At 40.3% G+C, this 15483-nt stretch carries 16 protein-coding genes, 4 tRNA genes and 1 pseudogene; 16 read left to right on the forward strand and 5 right to left on the reverse strand.

Going from position 1 to position 15483, the window contains the following annotated elements; translation table 11 throughout:
• Positions 1–240: 240 nt before the first annotated feature.
• Positions 241–645 (reverse strand): hypothetical protein, encoded by a 405-nt coding sequence (locus AC1EU0_RS17170; protein ID WP_480303795.1) that lies wholly within the window; start codon positions 643–645, stop codon positions 241–243.
• 17 nt (positions 646–662) lie between these two features.
• Positions 663–1070, reverse strand: a complete 408-nt coding sequence (locus AC1EU0_RS17175) for a hypothetical protein (RefSeq protein WP_480303796.1) — start codon at positions 1068–1070, stop codon at positions 663–665.
• 362 nt (positions 1071–1432) lie between these two features.
• On the opposite strand from AC1EU0_RS17175, the gene AC1EU0_RS17180 reads away from it, so the two are divergent.
• The 6 genes from AC1EU0_RS17180 (at position 1433) to AC1EU0_RS17205 (ending at position 7330) form a co-directional block, all read left to right on the forward strand.
• The gene (locus AC1EU0_RS17180) at positions 1433–1861 is read left to right on the forward strand and encodes a hypothetical protein (protein ID WP_480303797.1); all 429 of its coding nucleotides are present in this window, start codon (positions 1433–1435) and stop codon (positions 1859–1861) included.
• Positions 1862–1881: 20 nt separating this feature from the next.
• Positions 1882–2193, forward strand: coding sequence for a helix-turn-helix transcriptional regulator (locus AC1EU0_RS17185; protein WP_480303798.1), 312 nt, complete (start codon positions 1882–1884; stop codon positions 2191–2193).
• A 13-nt stretch (positions 2194–2206) separates the two neighbouring features.
• Positions 2207–2404 carry a hypothetical protein gene (locus tag AC1EU0_RS17190; RefSeq protein ID WP_480303799.1) on the forward strand — a complete coding sequence of 66 codons (198 nt, stop codon included), beginning with the start codon at positions 2207–2209 and terminating at the stop codon, positions 2402–2404.
• A 65-nt stretch (positions 2405–2469) separates the two neighbouring features.
• Positions 2470–3495 carry a UDP-N-acetylmuramate dehydrogenase gene (murB, locus tag AC1EU0_RS17195; RefSeq protein ID WP_480303800.1) on the forward strand — a complete coding sequence of 342 codons (1026 nt, stop codon included), beginning with the start codon at positions 2470–2472 and terminating at the stop codon, positions 3493–3495.
• Positions 3488–4468: a bifunctional biotin--[acetyl-CoA-carboxylase] ligase/biotin operon repressor BirA gene (birA, locus tag AC1EU0_RS17200; protein ID WP_480303801.1), complete on the forward strand. Its 981-nt coding sequence runs from the start codon at positions 3488–3490 to the stop codon at positions 4466–4468. Before murB ends, birA begins: the two co-directional genes overlap by 8 nt.
• 81 nt (positions 4469–4549) lie before the next feature.
• A complete protein-coding gene (locus AC1EU0_RS17205; protein WP_480303802.1) occupies positions 4550–7330 on the forward strand; it encodes a hypothetical protein in 2781 nt (926 codons plus the stop codon).
• A 37-nt stretch (positions 7331–7367) separates the two neighbouring features.
• Here the strand turns inward: AC1EU0_RS17205 and coaA are convergent, their stop codons facing one another.
• Positions 7368–8318, reverse strand: a complete 951-nt coding sequence (gene coaA / locus AC1EU0_RS17210) for a type I pantothenate kinase (RefSeq protein ID WP_480303803.1) — start codon at positions 8316–8318, stop codon at positions 7368–7370.
• 249 nt (positions 8319–8567) lie between these two features.
• On the opposite strand from coaA, the gene AC1EU0_RS17215 reads away from it, so the two are divergent.
• The 8 genes and pseudogenes from AC1EU0_RS17215 to AC1EU0_RS17250 form a co-directional block, all read left to right on the forward strand.
• A tRNA-Thr gene (locus AC1EU0_RS17215) sits at positions 8568–8643 on the forward strand.
• 5 nt (positions 8644–8648) lie between these two features.
• A tRNA-Tyr gene (locus tag AC1EU0_RS17220) sits at positions 8649–8733 on the forward strand.
• 40 nt (positions 8734–8773) lie between these two features.
• Positions 8774–8847 (forward strand) — tRNA-Gly (locus tag AC1EU0_RS17225).
• Positions 8848–8857: 10 nt separating this feature from the next.
• Positions 8858–8933 (forward strand) — tRNA-Thr (locus AC1EU0_RS17230).
• Between the two features lie 128 nt (positions 8934–9061).
• Entirely contained in the window at positions 9062–10246 is a 1185-nt protein-coding gene (tuf, locus tag AC1EU0_RS17235; RefSeq protein ID WP_480303804.1) for an elongation factor Tu, read from the forward strand.
• Between the two features lie 445 nt (positions 10247–10691).
• On the forward strand, positions 10692–11393 hold the full coding sequence (locus AC1EU0_RS17240; RefSeq protein ID WP_480303805.1) for a hypothetical protein: 702 nt from the start codon (positions 10692–10694) through the stop codon (positions 11391–11393).
• Positions 11394–11595: 202 nt separating this feature from the next.
• Positions 11596–12249 carry a hypothetical protein gene (locus AC1EU0_RS17245; RefSeq protein ID WP_480303806.1) on the forward strand — a complete coding sequence of 218 codons (654 nt, stop codon included), beginning with the start codon at positions 11596–11598 and terminating at the stop codon, positions 12247–12249.
• Positions 12250–12429: 180 nt separating this feature from the next.
• A pseudogene (locus AC1EU0_RS17250) lies at positions 12430–12590 on the forward strand (MBL fold metallo-hydrolase); the annotation flags it as partial.
• Positions 12591–12656: 66 nt separating this feature from the next.
• On the opposite strand, the gene AC1EU0_RS17255 reads toward AC1EU0_RS17250, so the two are convergent.
• Together AC1EU0_RS17255 and AC1EU0_RS17260 are read right to left on the reverse strand one after the other, a co-directional pair.
• Positions 12657–13973 carry a M28 family metallopeptidase gene (locus tag AC1EU0_RS17255; RefSeq protein ID WP_480303807.1) on the reverse strand — a complete coding sequence of 439 codons (1317 nt, stop codon included), beginning with the start codon at positions 13971–13973 and terminating at the stop codon, positions 12657–12659.
• 136 nt (positions 13974–14109) lie between these two features.
• Entirely contained in the window at positions 14110–14364 is a 255-nt protein-coding gene (locus tag AC1EU0_RS17260; RefSeq protein WP_480303808.1) for a hypothetical protein, read from the reverse strand.
• Positions 14365–14455: 91 nt separating this feature from the next.
• On the opposite strand from AC1EU0_RS17260, the gene secE reads away from it, so the two are divergent.
• The gene (gene secE, locus AC1EU0_RS17265) at positions 14456–14827 is read left to right on the forward strand and encodes a preprotein translocase subunit SecE (RefSeq protein WP_480303809.1); all 372 of its coding nucleotides are present in this window, start codon (positions 14456–14458) and stop codon (positions 14825–14827) included.
• Between the two features lie 9 nt (positions 14828–14836).
• Positions 14837–15388, forward strand: a complete 552-nt coding sequence (gene nusG / locus AC1EU0_RS17270; protein ID WP_480303810.1) for a transcription termination/antitermination protein NusG — start codon at positions 14837–14839, stop codon at positions 15386–15388.
• The last annotated feature ends 95 nt before the right edge of the window (positions 15389–15483 follow it).

Below are 15483 nucleotides of genomic sequence, written 5' to 3' on the forward strand. Positions count from 1 at the left end.
GCTTTGACAATAAATATACCGAGCATGGGGAATATAAAAGTAGCATGCGTTGTTTGCATGCATCATTTCCCATGTGGAGTAAGGCTTTTTTTGTATTGGTTTTTATAGCTTTATTCCCAACGGGTGCATTCTGTATCTGTTTTGCAAATTATCCCTTTAGATTAAATTTCATTAGATTGCTCCTCAGACTCTATTTTTCATAGAAAATATCTTTCTTATTGAATAAATCTTCTGCTAGAACTAATTCCAAGGCTTACAGCTCGTATAATCACAAGCTAATCCTACGATGGTGTATACAGGTCCTATGTATATCGTTTTATTAGAATCAACATTTTTAACAATGATGTTAAATGATTCAGTGTTGTCAAAAAAATATGAAGGCAATATATTTCCTGGGGCAATCGTTTGACTTGGAGCCCCCTCCTTTAATTGTGTGGTAATGCTGGCATGGGAATTTTTATTGTATATCGGCATACATGCTTTAATATTGGGATCATAAGCCATTTGATAGTCACAATACGCTTGCCCTGAATTAAAGGTTATAAAATTATTCTCAGGTAATGCATTCTGGATTGTTGGCGTATTCGGATAACAATTCGATGAAAGGCATATCGTTGCCACTATAAATAAACTTTTACCTTGCATGACATTCTGACCTTTCACTATTTCCAAGGTTTACAGCTAGTGTAATCGCACTTGATCCCAATCATGTCATAGACAGGCCCTGTATAAATCACTTTATTCGCAACGGCATTAGTGACAACAATATTGAATGAATCTTTTTCATGGTAATAATCAATAGTAAAAACAGTACCGGGTACAACAGGCACTAGGTTGCCCGTTTCTTTCGTTTTAACATTGAGAAAAGCCTGACTGTTTTGATTGTAAATTGGCATACATGATTTCACATTTGGATTGTTACTTATCAAGTTATCGCAAAATTCCTGCCCTGATTTGTAATTCGCGAAGTTGGTTACTGTAACTGTTTGTTGTGTTGTCTGTGTATCTTGTGCATAACTACAGGCTGACGTAACTATTGCTGCGATAAATAGTATTGAACGAGTATTCATTTTTATTCCCCAATTTTTAACGCTTTTAATTAGCACCGTAGACCTGACCTGCTTAACTGTGGCTTAACAGTGATACGTATATTTTTAACTAATGGAATGGTTGCTTGATTCTCAAGTCATAACGAATCGCTGATTGATAATTTCAGTTTGAACTATGGCAATGTAAACAAATACAAAGTTAAAGCCATCCGATAAAAATAAGTCCATGACTCTGTAACATAAAAATAGTTAACCCATTGATTTTGTTGTAGTGGCATATACGTGTCATATGATATTTTGATGCCATGTCATATGACTGACCTTTCTGATTTAGATGATCTATTTAGTCTAAGGGCTAGGCATACGCTTACAAGGAAATGGATATGAGTAATGAAGTACAATTCAAAGGCAATGAACTTTTAACAGAGGGCTACACATTTGCGTTTGATGTGAAAGGAATAAAAATTTCGACTTGGGGATCGGGCTGGACAGGGAAAGAAGTTATAAAAGTTGATGGTGAGGTTGTGAGCGAAAAGCGCTCCTATCGACGTAAATCGCTGCATCAGTTTGATATTGATAATGTTACTTACGAAATTGAATTTAATATGATTAATATTCTCAAGGGGCATTTAGAGTGTACATTAGTAGAAAACGGCACACATGTTGATACACAGGCAATTGCTTATAAGTATCCAAAAGGTTCCCAAAGGCAATCCAAAAAACAATTAATAAAAACGTTTCTTATTTGGCTTATGGTTGGATTTGCCTCAGGCATATTGTTGGGATTTATTACAGAAACGTTTTTCAGTTAATGGACTAGGGAAGTAATAACGTGGATGTTAATGCAAAAACAATCAAAGAATATCGATTAGCAAAAGGCTGGACTCAACAACATTTAGCTGACGTTTGTGGTGTCAGTTTACGCACCATCCAACGTGTTGAGCGTTATGGAAACGCTTCAAACGATACGGCAATGGGAATAGCATCAGCGTTCGATGTTGAAATCTCTATGATAGTGAAATTAACCAGTAATAAACCGATGATTTCTGAAGTTATAGGAAAGAGGACTAACTATTGGTTAATTGGTTTGTCATTATTTACGGGGGTAATTTTGGGTGCAGGCCTAACATTAAGCCTAAGTTAAAGGAATACATTAAATGCATAAGTTATTGTTCTATTTCATTATGGCCATAGGATTCATAGGTATTACAGGGTATAACTTAGGATACTTTGTGTTTAATCCAAACGATCCAACGTCAGACTGGATCGATATCACTAAAGCTGTATTTTCAGTTTTAGGGGCAGGCTATTTTTTAAATCGCCTACGAAACTACATACAACAGCAACAAAATTAACCACAAATACTGAAAAACAGCTATTGAGTCAGTACAATGGCTGTTATTTGCCAATATTAGTCATTATGACATCAAGCCAAATTTCGTTACTTCCATATAATACGCTGGGACTAAACCAATCCTGTACTGAACTGTTGACTATCACTAGTGAAGCAGAGTTGGAGAAGCAACTTAAAAAGCTTTCTATGAAACCATCACCTTGGTTTGTGCTAGGTGGTGGTAGTAACCTTGTGTTGTGTGAAGATTTTAATGGTGTTGTGTTAAAGATAAATCTCAAAGGCATTGTCCATGCTGAGGATGAAAGATTCCATTTTCTATCTATCGCCGCAGGGGAAGATTGGCACCAATTAGTGGAGTATTGCTTAGAGCATGAGATCGATGGGCTTGAGAATCTTGCGCTCATTCCCGGTACTGTTGGCGCAGCACCAATACAGAATATCGGGGCTTATGGGGTTGAGTTTTGTCAGCTGTGTGATTGGGTTGAATTTATGGATGCCACCACGCAATTGGTTACAAGGTTAACGGCTGAAGAGTGTCAGTTTGGGTATCGGGATTCTATCTTTAAGCAAGAACTTAAAGGGAAAGTTGTGATCACCCAAGTGGGTTTGAAATTGAGTAAAAACTGGCAGCCAGTTTTGAATTATGGTCCTTTGCAGCAGCTTGATCAGAATACGGTGACGGCACGAGAAATATTTGACCTAGTTTGTCAGGTTAGGCAACAAAAACTGCCCGATCCTAAGGTATTGGGGAATGTCGGCAGCTTTTTTAAAAATCCTATCGTGAGTGTCGAACGATTTAAGAATTTACATGCACGCTTTCCTGATATTGTGGCTTATCCTCATAATAATGATATGAAACTGGCGGCTGGCTGGTTAATTGATAAAGCGGATCTGAAAGGTTATCGCATAGGTAAAGCGGCGGTTCACGATAAACAAGCATTGGTTTTGGTCAATTGCGGACAAGCGACGGGTGAGGATATTATTAAACTTGCTCGTAATATTATTGAGCGGATCAAACACACCTTTGGCGTTGAGTTAGAGCCAGAGCCACGGTTAATCGGACAACACGGGGAGATCACTATTCATGGCTGAACAATGGCAACGTCGTAGACAAATCTTAACGGCATTGAGTCATCATCAAGGCTTTATTTCGGGTGAAGCATTAGCGAATCAGCTGGGGGTAAGCCGGATGACCATCAGTAATCATATTGATGCACTTGAAGCGCTTGGTGTAGAGATCTTCAGCGTAAAAGGTAAAGGCTATAAGTTACAGAAGCCCGTCCCCTTGATGGATGCAACTGAGTTACTGAAAGGGATCCAAAGTCGTTGTTTTTATTTTGATGAAATTGATTCCACTAACAGCTTTGTTATGAAGCATGCTAATGAATTGAACTCTGGTGATATCTGTATTGCTGAACATCAAACGGCTGGCCGAGGTCGTCGAGGTCGAAATTGGGTGTCGCCCTATGGAAGCCACTTTTATGGTTCATTATTTTGGAATTTCGAAAAAGGTATTGCACAAGCGATGGGGTTATCACTCGTCGTTGGCTGCTCTTTGGTTACTGCTTTAGAACAATTAGGAGTTGATGGCTTAGCCGTAAAATGGCCAAACGATGTTTACCTTAATGGTAAAAAACTGGCTGGGATCTTAGTCGAAATGTCTGGGCAAGCGGATGGTGAATGCCAAATCGTTGTGGGTGTTGGTGTTAATTTTGTGATGCCATCCAATTCAGCGGAACAAATTGACCAACCTTGGTCAGACTTAACCAATGCGGACTTATCCAGTAAAACGGCTTTTGCTATTGCCTTTCATCAGCAGTTAGTCAGTGACCTCAAAGTGTTTGAATCACATGGACTCAAGCCGTTTTTATCTCGTTGGCAGCAAACGGATTTATATCACGGCCAAGTTATTCGCCTTGAAATGGCCGATAACTACGTTGAAGGTATTTGTCGTGGTATTGATGAACAGGGTGGAATCTTGTTAGAAACTGGTGGTGAGTTGAAGTCGTTTGTTGGAGGGGAAATTAGCCTCAGGTCAAAAACAGGGAGCAATAGTGCGATATAAAGTAATGTTAATTCAATCTATAGGCGTGAGTTAATGTGTGTTGAATACACTTATAGTATTTAGCCCTACAGAGCAAGTACGATGGCAGTTAGCAATGATCATTGCAATCAACCACCAAGTTATGATCAGGTTCCCAAGAAAAGCGTTGATGCTCTCCGCTGGCAAGCTTTCCGCTTCGTTGATTGTTTTAGTGAACCTTACAGATCGGAAAACAAGCAATTTTATAAGGATTTTATTCGACTTTTAGATGCCGGCTCACCTACACAACGCCGAGAATTGGCTGAATTTTTTGGCGAATTAGTAACTAATGATTGTTTTGATGATGTTCTAGATACACTAACAACTGATCAATTATTTGAGCTTATACTGATACGACCTGAACTTTTATCGGTTGTTTTATTTGAGCTTTTTGAACCGAATACTGCGTATGAAAGGGAGCGACTTCCAGCTGAAAAAAAAGCGAAGATACAATCACTGTTACTCAAGGTTTGTGACTTCTTCCCACGTTCGGGTGGACTGAATAAGCGATGTTCTGAATCTATGAGGAGCTTGACTCAGCGTGCTCATGAGCAAAGAACGATTCCTAGTGTAGACTCCCGTTATTACTATCAAGTTTTCTCATTGACTTTAGATGAATTAGAACAAGTCAATCAAGCGTTTCCTGAATTCGCTCACTCCCTATTTTTATGGGCATTAAACGGAGCTCCTGAACACGAAATTAATGTTCTTTATAACTTGCTTATACTTGGAGAAGTCAATGAGAAATCTTCGTTAAACTCGGCGATGACTCTATTTCAATTACACCGCAGTAAGCTCAAGTTTTTATCAAATGAGTCATACGATGAGCTTGGAACGTTTTTATTGAACCACTCAACATTGGTTCCTACCGAAACCCAATTGATGCCAACAGAAAGATCTAGAACAAACAATCCTATTATCAAATTGGCTAGTCTTTTTTCTTTCGTTCAGACACAGATGCCAGGTAAACCGGTTCCGTTTCCCAGTGCAGAGCAAATGAATAATTTAGCACTTGTAATAACTACTCTTGTTGAGATCGAACCTGATTCGAAATTTGTAAGGAAATATTTTGGTTTATGCTGTCGCGTCATTCAGGAAAGGTTGAAACATACCGATGTTTCGGATGGCTTTGTGCTCTGTGATAGCAATGGGGGGGCAGAAATTGAATTGATTGAAAAGAAAAATATAGAGCTGTTATGTGAAGCAGGGTTACGCTGTTTTGCAATATATCAAAGCGTAATGGCGAAAGGCCAAACTGAATTTCTGAAAATAACAGAGGTGTCAAAGCCGTTATTCGAGCAAATAGAGGAAAAACTTTGTTTACTAGCAGATGGCGACTTGAGTTACATAAGATCTTTTGCGCAAAAATTGAATATCAAATTCGTCAAATTAAATGCCCAACTCGAAAAAAAACAAAAAGTAGAACTGGCGCTCAAAAAAAAGTTGCTTACACAGCCCTATTCTTTGCTTAGAGATCCATATCCAGAAAAAATAGTACGTGAGGTAGTGCAGGAAAACCCTGATCATTTTACACCTACAGAGTTGGTTGCGTTTTCAATTAAACAAGGTGCCAAACTTTCTGAGGATTTTTATCAATGTCTTCCCATATACATTTATTTGCAAATAGTACCATTTCAACCTGAGTTACTTGAAAGGTTAGCCTCTGATAAACCCCTTCGAATAAGAGATCGATTAGCCCTAGCTAGAGCTTGTCATTGTGATGAAAAAAATGCGATGGCTTTGTTGTCACACCCTGTTGCAGCCAAACAAATTGGGTTTGAAGTAAAAGCCTTTGTTGCCTGCCAGTGGCCTAGTTTAGCTGAGAAGGTTTGGGATGAAATCCCTGCCGCAAAGTTGAGTTATTTGGATAGGGATCAGCAATGGGATATTGTGCAAGGGATGGTATTTTTATGTTGCCAACCAAGCATCGCACAGGCCTTTATCGCTAAAATGAAACCATATTATGATTCTGGTCACCCAAAACTATACAAAATATTAGCGATGATCCAAATAAGGTTCCCTGCTTTATTGAGTGAGTTGGTGTTGAGTCAGGAAGATAGAGATGAGATTGACCGTTATGTAAAGACTTATTCTCGGTTTAGCCAAGAGATGCCTGCATCATTAGCGTTAGATAAGTTCAGAGGGTTAAATTACGCGGATAGCCATCGGTCTGATACTGGTGGATGTCTAGTTGGTGATTTTTATTGTCAAAATAAAATGTTAGATGCTTTACGTTCTAAGGGCGCAGAACTGTCAGTTATTCAAACCAGTATATCGGAGTATTGCCATTTTGGGTTAGCCATTCATTATGCTCGTTGGTGTGCTAAGCATAGCGAACCTGCAGATTTTCTGCGTTATGCAGAACTAAGAGAGCCTTATGGCTACTTTGCTCTATCCGCAGAAGTCTATAGCAAAAACTACTGGACTTATATAAGTAAACAATACCATTTGGGGAAAGTAACTGACGTTGATTTAGAGTTTTCATCGTTGTTTGCAATGTTAAAGCAAGAAAGAGTTTGTGTTGTTTTTGAAGATTTCGATCAAGATTGCTGTGCTAGTTTGTATTTAGAAACTGAGATAAAAAAAGGCACTGCTGTTGAGTGTTATAATGTTCATTTATTTTGTCCTGAAAAAGGGCTGTTATATTGCTGGAAAGGTATAAAACTCGATGACTCAATGTTTACAGAGAGTCTACAAAAAGCGCTAAGTGACCATTTTAACTATAGATCTGATGGTGAGCGTAGGCTTAAACGCTGCATTAGTAGGCTTAATTATGCAGGAGTACCATTAAAATCCATGCCATTTGTGGAAAGTTTGCCACAAGACTTCACTAACAACATATAACCGTTATGGTATTTAAACGAATAACACTTTTTAATCACTATTTTCTCAATAACACCTGATTCATCAAGTGATCTTCCCCTTTACGTAAAATCAAATGTGCCCGTTCACGCGTGGGTAAAATATTATTGAGAAGATTTGGGCCATTAATGCTTTCCCAAATGTTTTCAGCAATATCAGTCGCGGCTGCATCATTAAGGCTGGCGTAATGGTTAAAGTACGAATTCTTATTAGCAAAAGCGCCACTTCTAAATTGTAGGAAGCGATCAACATACCATTTCTTCAATAAGTCGTAATCGGCATCTACATAAATAGAGAAATCGACAAAATCTGAGACGAAAGGCCGATGATCTGGCGTTTCAGTATCTAGCCCCGTTTGTAAAACATTAAGCCCTTCTAAAATTAAGATGTCAGGTTGGTCGACTTCTAAAAATGTATCAGGTAAACGGTCATAACTGATATGCGAATATAAAGGCGCTTTGACTTTAGACTTGCCCGATTTTACATCAGAGATGAAATCAATGAGCATCTTCATATCGTAACTTTCAGGGAAACCCTTTCTCTGCATTAAACCTTTTTGCTTCAAATCTTTTAGGGGATACAAAAAGCCGTCAGTAGTGACTAGTTCAACTTTGGGGTGCTCTGGCCAATGCTGTAATAACGCTTGCAGAATACGAGCCGTTGTACTTTTACCAACGGCGACACTGCCCGCAATGCTAATAATATATGGAGTTTTAGGGGAAGTATGCTCAAGGAATTCACCCAAAACCTGACTGCGCTGCTGCTTTGATTGAACGATTAGGTTAAGCAAGCGACTCATTGGCAGATAAATATCGGTGACTTCTGATAATGACAGTCTCTCATTAATTCCTTTTAGCTTTTCTAGGTCTGTTTCGGTTAATGTCAATGGAACGGCATTACGTAGCTGACGCCATTGTTGACGCTGAAATGCGAAATACAGTGCCTGATAAGCCGATTGAGCAGAAATCATTGAAGTTCCAACTAACAGTAAATAATAAGAAAAACTTGTCGCACCTTACCTTATTCATTTCATGGCGACAATTTTTTTGAAACGTTAACGGCTATAGGTATGTAAGACTTTTGGGTTGAGGTGAAATATTCAGCAATATTTAAGGTTTAAGCCGAAAAAAGCAACATTTAACACTTTTTTTGCGAATTTTTGCAATTTGCTATTGCACTTAGTGCGACATTTACCTAATATCCGACTCCGAAATGATGCGCCGGCATAGCTCAGTTGGTAGAGCAACTGACTTGTAATCAGTAGGTCCCGAGTTCGACTCTTGGTGCCGGCACCATTGATGGAGGGGTTCCCGAGTGGCCAAAGGGATCAGACTGTAAATCTGACGGCTCCGCCTTCGAAGGTTCGAATCCTTCTCCCTCCACCATTTCATTCTTCTAGGTAGTTGGTAGCCTTATTTAGGTTGCGCGGGCGTCGTATAATGGTATTACTCCAGCCTTCCAAGCTGATAACGCGGGTTCGATTCCCGCCGCCCGCTCCATTTTCAAGTTGCTGATATGGCTCAGTTGGTAGAGCGCACCCTTGGTAAGGGTGAGGTCGGCAGTTCGAATCTGCCTATCAGCACCAGCCTCTATATGCAAGCTTCCATTACCTTGAAACTAAAAATTGTTCGATGCAAAATTACTGCGTCGAAGTTTTGCTATATATAAATATTGACTTTCACTACCTTAAATTAGGTTGAACTGAGGCATATCATGGCTAAAGAAAAATTTGAACGTAGCAAACCGCACGTTAACGTTGGTACTATCGGTCACGTTGACCACGGTAAAACTACTCTAACCGCAGCGATCTCACACGTTTTAACTAAAAAGTTTGGTGGTGACGTTAAAGACTTCGCACAAATCGATAACGCTCCAGAAGAGCGTGAGCGCGGTATTACCATTAATACTTCTCACATCGAGTATGACACAGAAACTCGTCACTACGCGCACGTAGACTGCCCAGGTCACGCGGATTATGTTAAAAACATGATCACTGGTGCTGCACAGATGGACGGCGCAATTCTTGTTGTTGCTTCTACTGACGGTCCAATGCCACAAACTCGTGAGCACATCCTGCTTTCACGTCAGGTTGGCGTACCTTTCATCATCGTATTCATGAACAAATGTGACATGGTTGACGATGAAGAGCTTCTAGAGCTAGTAGAAATGGAAGTTCGTGAACTTCTATCTGAATATGAATTCCCAGGTGATGACCTACCAGTTATCCAAGGTTCTGCACTAGGCGCACTAAACGGTGAAGCACAGTGGGAAGAGAAAATTCTTGAGCTAGCTAACGCTCTTGATACTTACATTCCAGAGCCAGAGCGTGCAATCGACGGTGCGTTCATTCTTCCAATCGAAGACGTATTCTCAATCCAAGGCCGTGGTACTGTTGTAACTGGTCGTGTTGAGCGCGGTATCATCAAAGTTGGTGATGAAGTAGAAATCGTAGGTATCAAAGATACTACAGTTACTACTTGTACTGGTGTTGAAATGTTCCGTAAGCTGCTTGACGAAGGTCGTGCAGGTGAGAACTGCGGTGTACTACTACGTGGTACTAAGCGTGATGAAGTTGAGCGTGGTCAAGTATTGGCACAGCCTGGTTCAATCACTCCACACACCACTTTCGAATCAGAAGTATACGTACTTTCGAAAGAAGAAGGTGGACGTCACACTCCATTCTTCAAAGGCTACCGTCCACAGTTCTACTTCCGTACAACTGACGTAACAGGTACTATCGAGCTACCAGAAGGCGTAGAAATGGTAATGCCAGGTGACAACATCAAGATGGTTGTTACTCTAATCTGCCCAATCGCGATGGACGAAGGTTTACGCTTCGCAATCCGTGAAGGTGGTCGTACCGTTGGTGCTGGTGTTGTAGCTAAAATCGTTGAGTAATATCGACATTTAGTTAAACACAGAAAAAGGTCGCGGTATGCGGCCTTTTTTAATGCCTGTAATTTAAGATAAACAGTACGACCAGTTTCACTAGAAGGGTGAGCGCGTTAAGGTTTTCAGCCCAATGGCTGAAAAATAGCAGGCGAACGCCGCTTGGCTCTGGCAAGTGGCCGGAGGTCGTGTTTTACTGTTGGTGCTGGTGTTGTAGCTAAAATCGTTGAGTAATATCGACATTTAGTTAAACACAAAAAAGGTCGCTCGGGCGGCCTTTTTTTATGCCTATTTGACTGAACAGATTAATTAATATTAATTTTCAGAAGATATATAAAAAGTGTTCATATTCAGTTTATAAGCTATTCCAATCTAAGATATTAGTTATTATCTGTTGGGTACATTACTGATAAACGCCAATATTCAGCCGTATAGATAATTGGTAGGAGGGAGTATGGCCGTTGCTGGACCAAACTCTTGTGCATTTACTGTTTACTGGGATATCACATCTCCAAGAGATCCGTATAAAGCATTAACTAATGCAGCTTTAGATGCCATCGAAACAACTAAATACCAAGGAAATACACTGACAGTCGAATTCATACAAGGAAAACTCATTGAAGAGGAAGATGTTGCTTTTCTATGGGATAAATCAGGAAAATTGTTGAAAGCGTGGATAGGGTTCTGGGAGATCAAAAAAAGCGGCATGATGGCTGCTATTGTAAAAGATTATAATTCACAACGCCCAATTGTAAGTGCGCAGATTACTGTAAATGAACCTGTTCAAACACCAACAAGACAAGTACCAGCAGCGGAAACAGAAACTAACCTAGTAGTTGAATATTCGATAAGGCCTCTTACTCCCGATTCACCCATAGCGTTTCATACACCTCCGCAACAAGTAAGTGATGTAGAGGATAATCAACAAAGCGATGAAGAGGACAATCCGTCCCCTGTTAATCCGCAAGCTGCTGTTAACAGCAATTGTGCTCCAGTAAAAACCAATGTATCTACTCAATCTTCTGGTGCAGATAAACAAGAACCGCCGGATCTGCCACTATCATTAGACGAAGCTGTTGAGCGTGTTCCCTCTACAAGTGTTCCGCCAGTTAAGCCAGCACGTCATCAGCAAAAATCGACAGAATCCAATGTATAAATGAACAAATATTAATATGCTGACTAACAAATGCGGTGTATTGCTTGAAATATAGCTTTTGTATTTAAAAGACACCTTTAAATCAGGTGGTTACGGTGTAGTTGATGGCAAACAAAAATTAATTATACCTGTGAGAGAGCCAAGAGTAAGGTGTCAGACTTTAGTTCAACAGAGAATATTGAATTTGAAATAGGAGTCTCAGATGGCAGTAGAAAGACAAGATAGTAACCAGCAACTTCCTCCTCAACAATATGACAATGAACCTCCCCATAGACCGGGCAGTAATCAAAGTAGCCAAAGTAATAGCCCTCAACACAGCCCTGTTGCTCTTCGTAGAAACAATAATTTACAAGCTGACGCTGCCGATCAGACACAAATATATTACGGCACGAACCGTTCGAAAAATTTAGAGCATTCGATCAAAGGTTATGAAGTTAAAAACTTGGGAAGCTATGACACACCTGTTGCACGCTGGGTTAAAGAAAGATACTGGGTGTTTTTTACTCGCTATAGATTACAAGTAGACGACGCTAAGCTACAGACAATTGCAGATTTAAATACAGTAAAAGGGGTCGACCAAAATGTGACGGCTAGAGTGTGGGTACAAGTGCGAAATGAACAAGGTAGAGATACGGCTAAGCGTGCACTAGTGATGAACTTTAAGTTTCAACCTAATGGTTCAGTACAGACAGTGGCTTCGGTCAGAAATTTCTTCGCATCATTGTTTGATATCTACGAGTTTAGAGAGCAGATGTTAAAGGCCTGTCATAGAAGGAACGATCTTAATCCTGATAAGCCGTTACTGGAAATTCGACCTCGAAATCGACAGATCCAAGAAAATCAGCCACAAAATTAATATAATTTTTTGTTTGAGAGCCGTTTAATTAGGCGACCGTTAAGGCACTTCATCGAGTGGAGTGCCCTATATTGAGCTTAACCCATGCTCCGATAATGGCTTAAAAATAGCTCGGTAGTGGTTTTCGTTAATCGTCGCATCTCAATAAGGCTAACCTTGGGTTTTATACCCATTAGCTGTGGCCCCTTTGATCTTACCTTTATTGAAACAGGGGTGTATAACAAGCGTTGGAGCAAAGTGTACAAGCACATATAGATTTGAAAGGGAAAGTTATGATGCCCATTCATAACAGCACCTTCGATTTAGCCTTACACGATTGGCATGAACCTCTAGACAGAGTACTAGATGAAAGTGATGTTTAAGGGCGTTCTCAATCAAAAATCTGCCTGAGAACGCTCGCTAATCATTTAGAAAATCTTACCGCTTTGTTTAACTTGTTGCTTATCGATTCTACTTGGTGTGGCTTCACCTGAAACCAATGGCTGGCTTGCCATTGCGACCGTTTTAACCACTTGGGTTAAGGACTTCAAATCTAAGGTAGATACATCATCAGTGGACTGATGGTAGTGTTCATCCTTGTCGATTTGAGTGCTACTAAAGCTATGCGCTGGAACCCCAAGTCGGGCCAACGTTGCATTGTCTGAACGATAGAATAAATTTTGTTTTGGATAGGGATCAGGGTAAATTTCAGTATTCAGGGATTTCAGTGACTGGTTCATGATTTGAGCAAGATCAGAACGTTCGTATCCCGTCATCCACAATTTACCGGCACCAAACTTTGATGGTTTGCCAATCATTTCAAGGTTGATCATTGCAACGATGTTATTAGGGTCAATGTGCGTTGAAAAATATTTTGAGCCAAAGCCCCCAATTTCTTCAGCACCAAAAGCCACGAACATCAAATCGCGTTTATTATTCCCTAAAGCAGCAAAGTGCTTGGCTAGGCTGATGATCCCTGATACGCCAGAAGCGTTATCATCGGCGCCATTGAAAATGGTTTCTTTATCGCCAGCGAACTTAGGCGGCAGATGATCATAATGAGCGGAAAATAATACGGATTCAGTGTTTGATTTTTTCGCGGGTAAGACACCAACTACATTTGAAAGCGGCTTTTCTTCTAACTCGCTGGTAGCATTAATATTCAGTGAGTTGACTTTGATATCATCGGTCAATATAGCAAACAACGAGCCTTGATCGTCTTTGCTCATTTTGGCTTTTGGGTATTCAAAGTAAGACTTGTAGCGCTTAAATAGTTTGGCTTGAGCTGGTGAAACTAATAGCAATTGATCCCCGCCTTGTTGATTGGCTGCTCTGAAAGCGTCGCGAAGACTATCATCGGCACCGACAACGGTAATGTTAAGCTTACTGGGGTCTTGCCACTCAATTTGCGCTTTTCCTGCAACAAAAGCGACGTCCTTTAAGTTGATTGCTTGGCTGTTAAGGCTGACGCTGGTTGATATCGGTCTTCGCAAATAAATGGAAAACGATTGTAGGTAACTGCCCTTGTAAGGTGTTAACCCAACCTCTTTGAATCGAGAAGCAATATATTCTGCAGCTTTGTCGGCATATTCGGTGAAGCTTGCTCGTCCTTTAAGCTCATCATTGGCAAGATAATGAACATCCGCGGAGATAGGCGCTAGCGTGATTTCAGGGTTAGGTTTTTCGCCACAGGCGCTCAGTAATACAGCACTGCTGAGCAGCGCTAAATAGAATGATTTTTTCATTGTGCATATATCCATTTTGCAGTGTTTAATAAATTCACTGACAAGTATTTATTATTATTTCATCCGTGAGAGAGTACGAATGACTATGGTTCTAGAGACTTATAGCAATGAAAGCTAATGGCGGTATTATCCGCAATCATCGCCATTTAAGCACTGAACCAAGTCGCTTAGGTTTATAAAATTTACTAAGCATTAAGTTTGAGCCAATAACATTACAGACATCTTTAGGATGCATCAACTCACAATTGTTGATAAATGAAGCGAAATTAAGGTTCAGAGTATGGTTGTTAACTTGATCGATAACGGGAATAAGCATACAATCTATGGCCGATTTTTTACCCGTCACATAGGTTTTTGTAGAAAAGCTGCGGAAAATTTCGATAATATCCATGTTTGATAACACATTGAATTTAGCTCATTGTGTTTAGACGTATTTAGACTTTAGATTTCACTCAGGTCGTATTGAGTAACGGAAACAACCGATGACAACGAATACTGAAAACCAGGGAAATGCTCTGGACCTTGTTAAATGGGGCATAGCGGTTATCCTGATTGCTGCTGCCGTAATTGGTAACCAAATGTACAGCGAAGCCAGTGTTTTGGTTCGTGCAATTGCTGTGGTAGTTGCTTTTGCGATTGCTGGTGTGTTTGCTTTGAAAACGGCAAAAGGCAAGCAAGCATTAGAATTTGCTCAAGAAGCACACATTGAAGTGCGTAAAGTGGTGTGGCCAACTCGTCAAGAAGCCCTTAATACGACTTTTATTGTTCTAATTGCTACCGGTATTCTTGCAGTAATACTATGGTTGTTGGACATGGGTTTAATGAAGATTGTCAATTTCATCACTGGCGTATAGGCACCAAGCATGACAGAAGCGACTGAAGCTAAAAAAAGATGGTACGTGGTTCAAGCGTTCTCAGGCTATGAAAACCGAGTATGCAAGTCACTGATTGAACATATTAAAATGCACAATATGGAAGACTACTTTGGTGAGGTATTAGTACCTACAGAAGAAGTGGTTGAAATGCGTGCGGGTCAACGCCGTAAAAGCGAGCGTAAGTTCTTCCCGGGCTATGTGTTGGTCCAAATGGAAATGAACGATGAAAGCTGGCACTTAGTGAAAAGCATTCCACGTGTAATGGGCTTCATTGGTGGTACGTCTGATCGTCCTGCACCGATTACAGATCGTGAAGCAGATAAGATTTTAGCGCGCCTTGCTGAAACCACTGAGTCTCCAACGCATCGCGTAATGTTTGAGCCAGGTGAAGTGGTTCGCGTTACAGATGGTCCATTTGCTGATTTTAACGGTACCGTTGAAGAAGTGGATTACGAGAAGAGCCGAATGAAAGTATCAGTAATGATCTTTGGTCGTTCTACTCCGGTTGAATTGGATTTCAGCCAAGTTGAGAAAAACTAAATTCGAGTAATATAACAGCGCTCAAATTTAGCACAAAATAGATTTGTATGCGGATGCGGATTTTTATATAATCCGCATCCGTTGTTTTACGGGGA

This window comes from Parashewanella sp. 2210YD4-3, assembly GCF_056591735.1.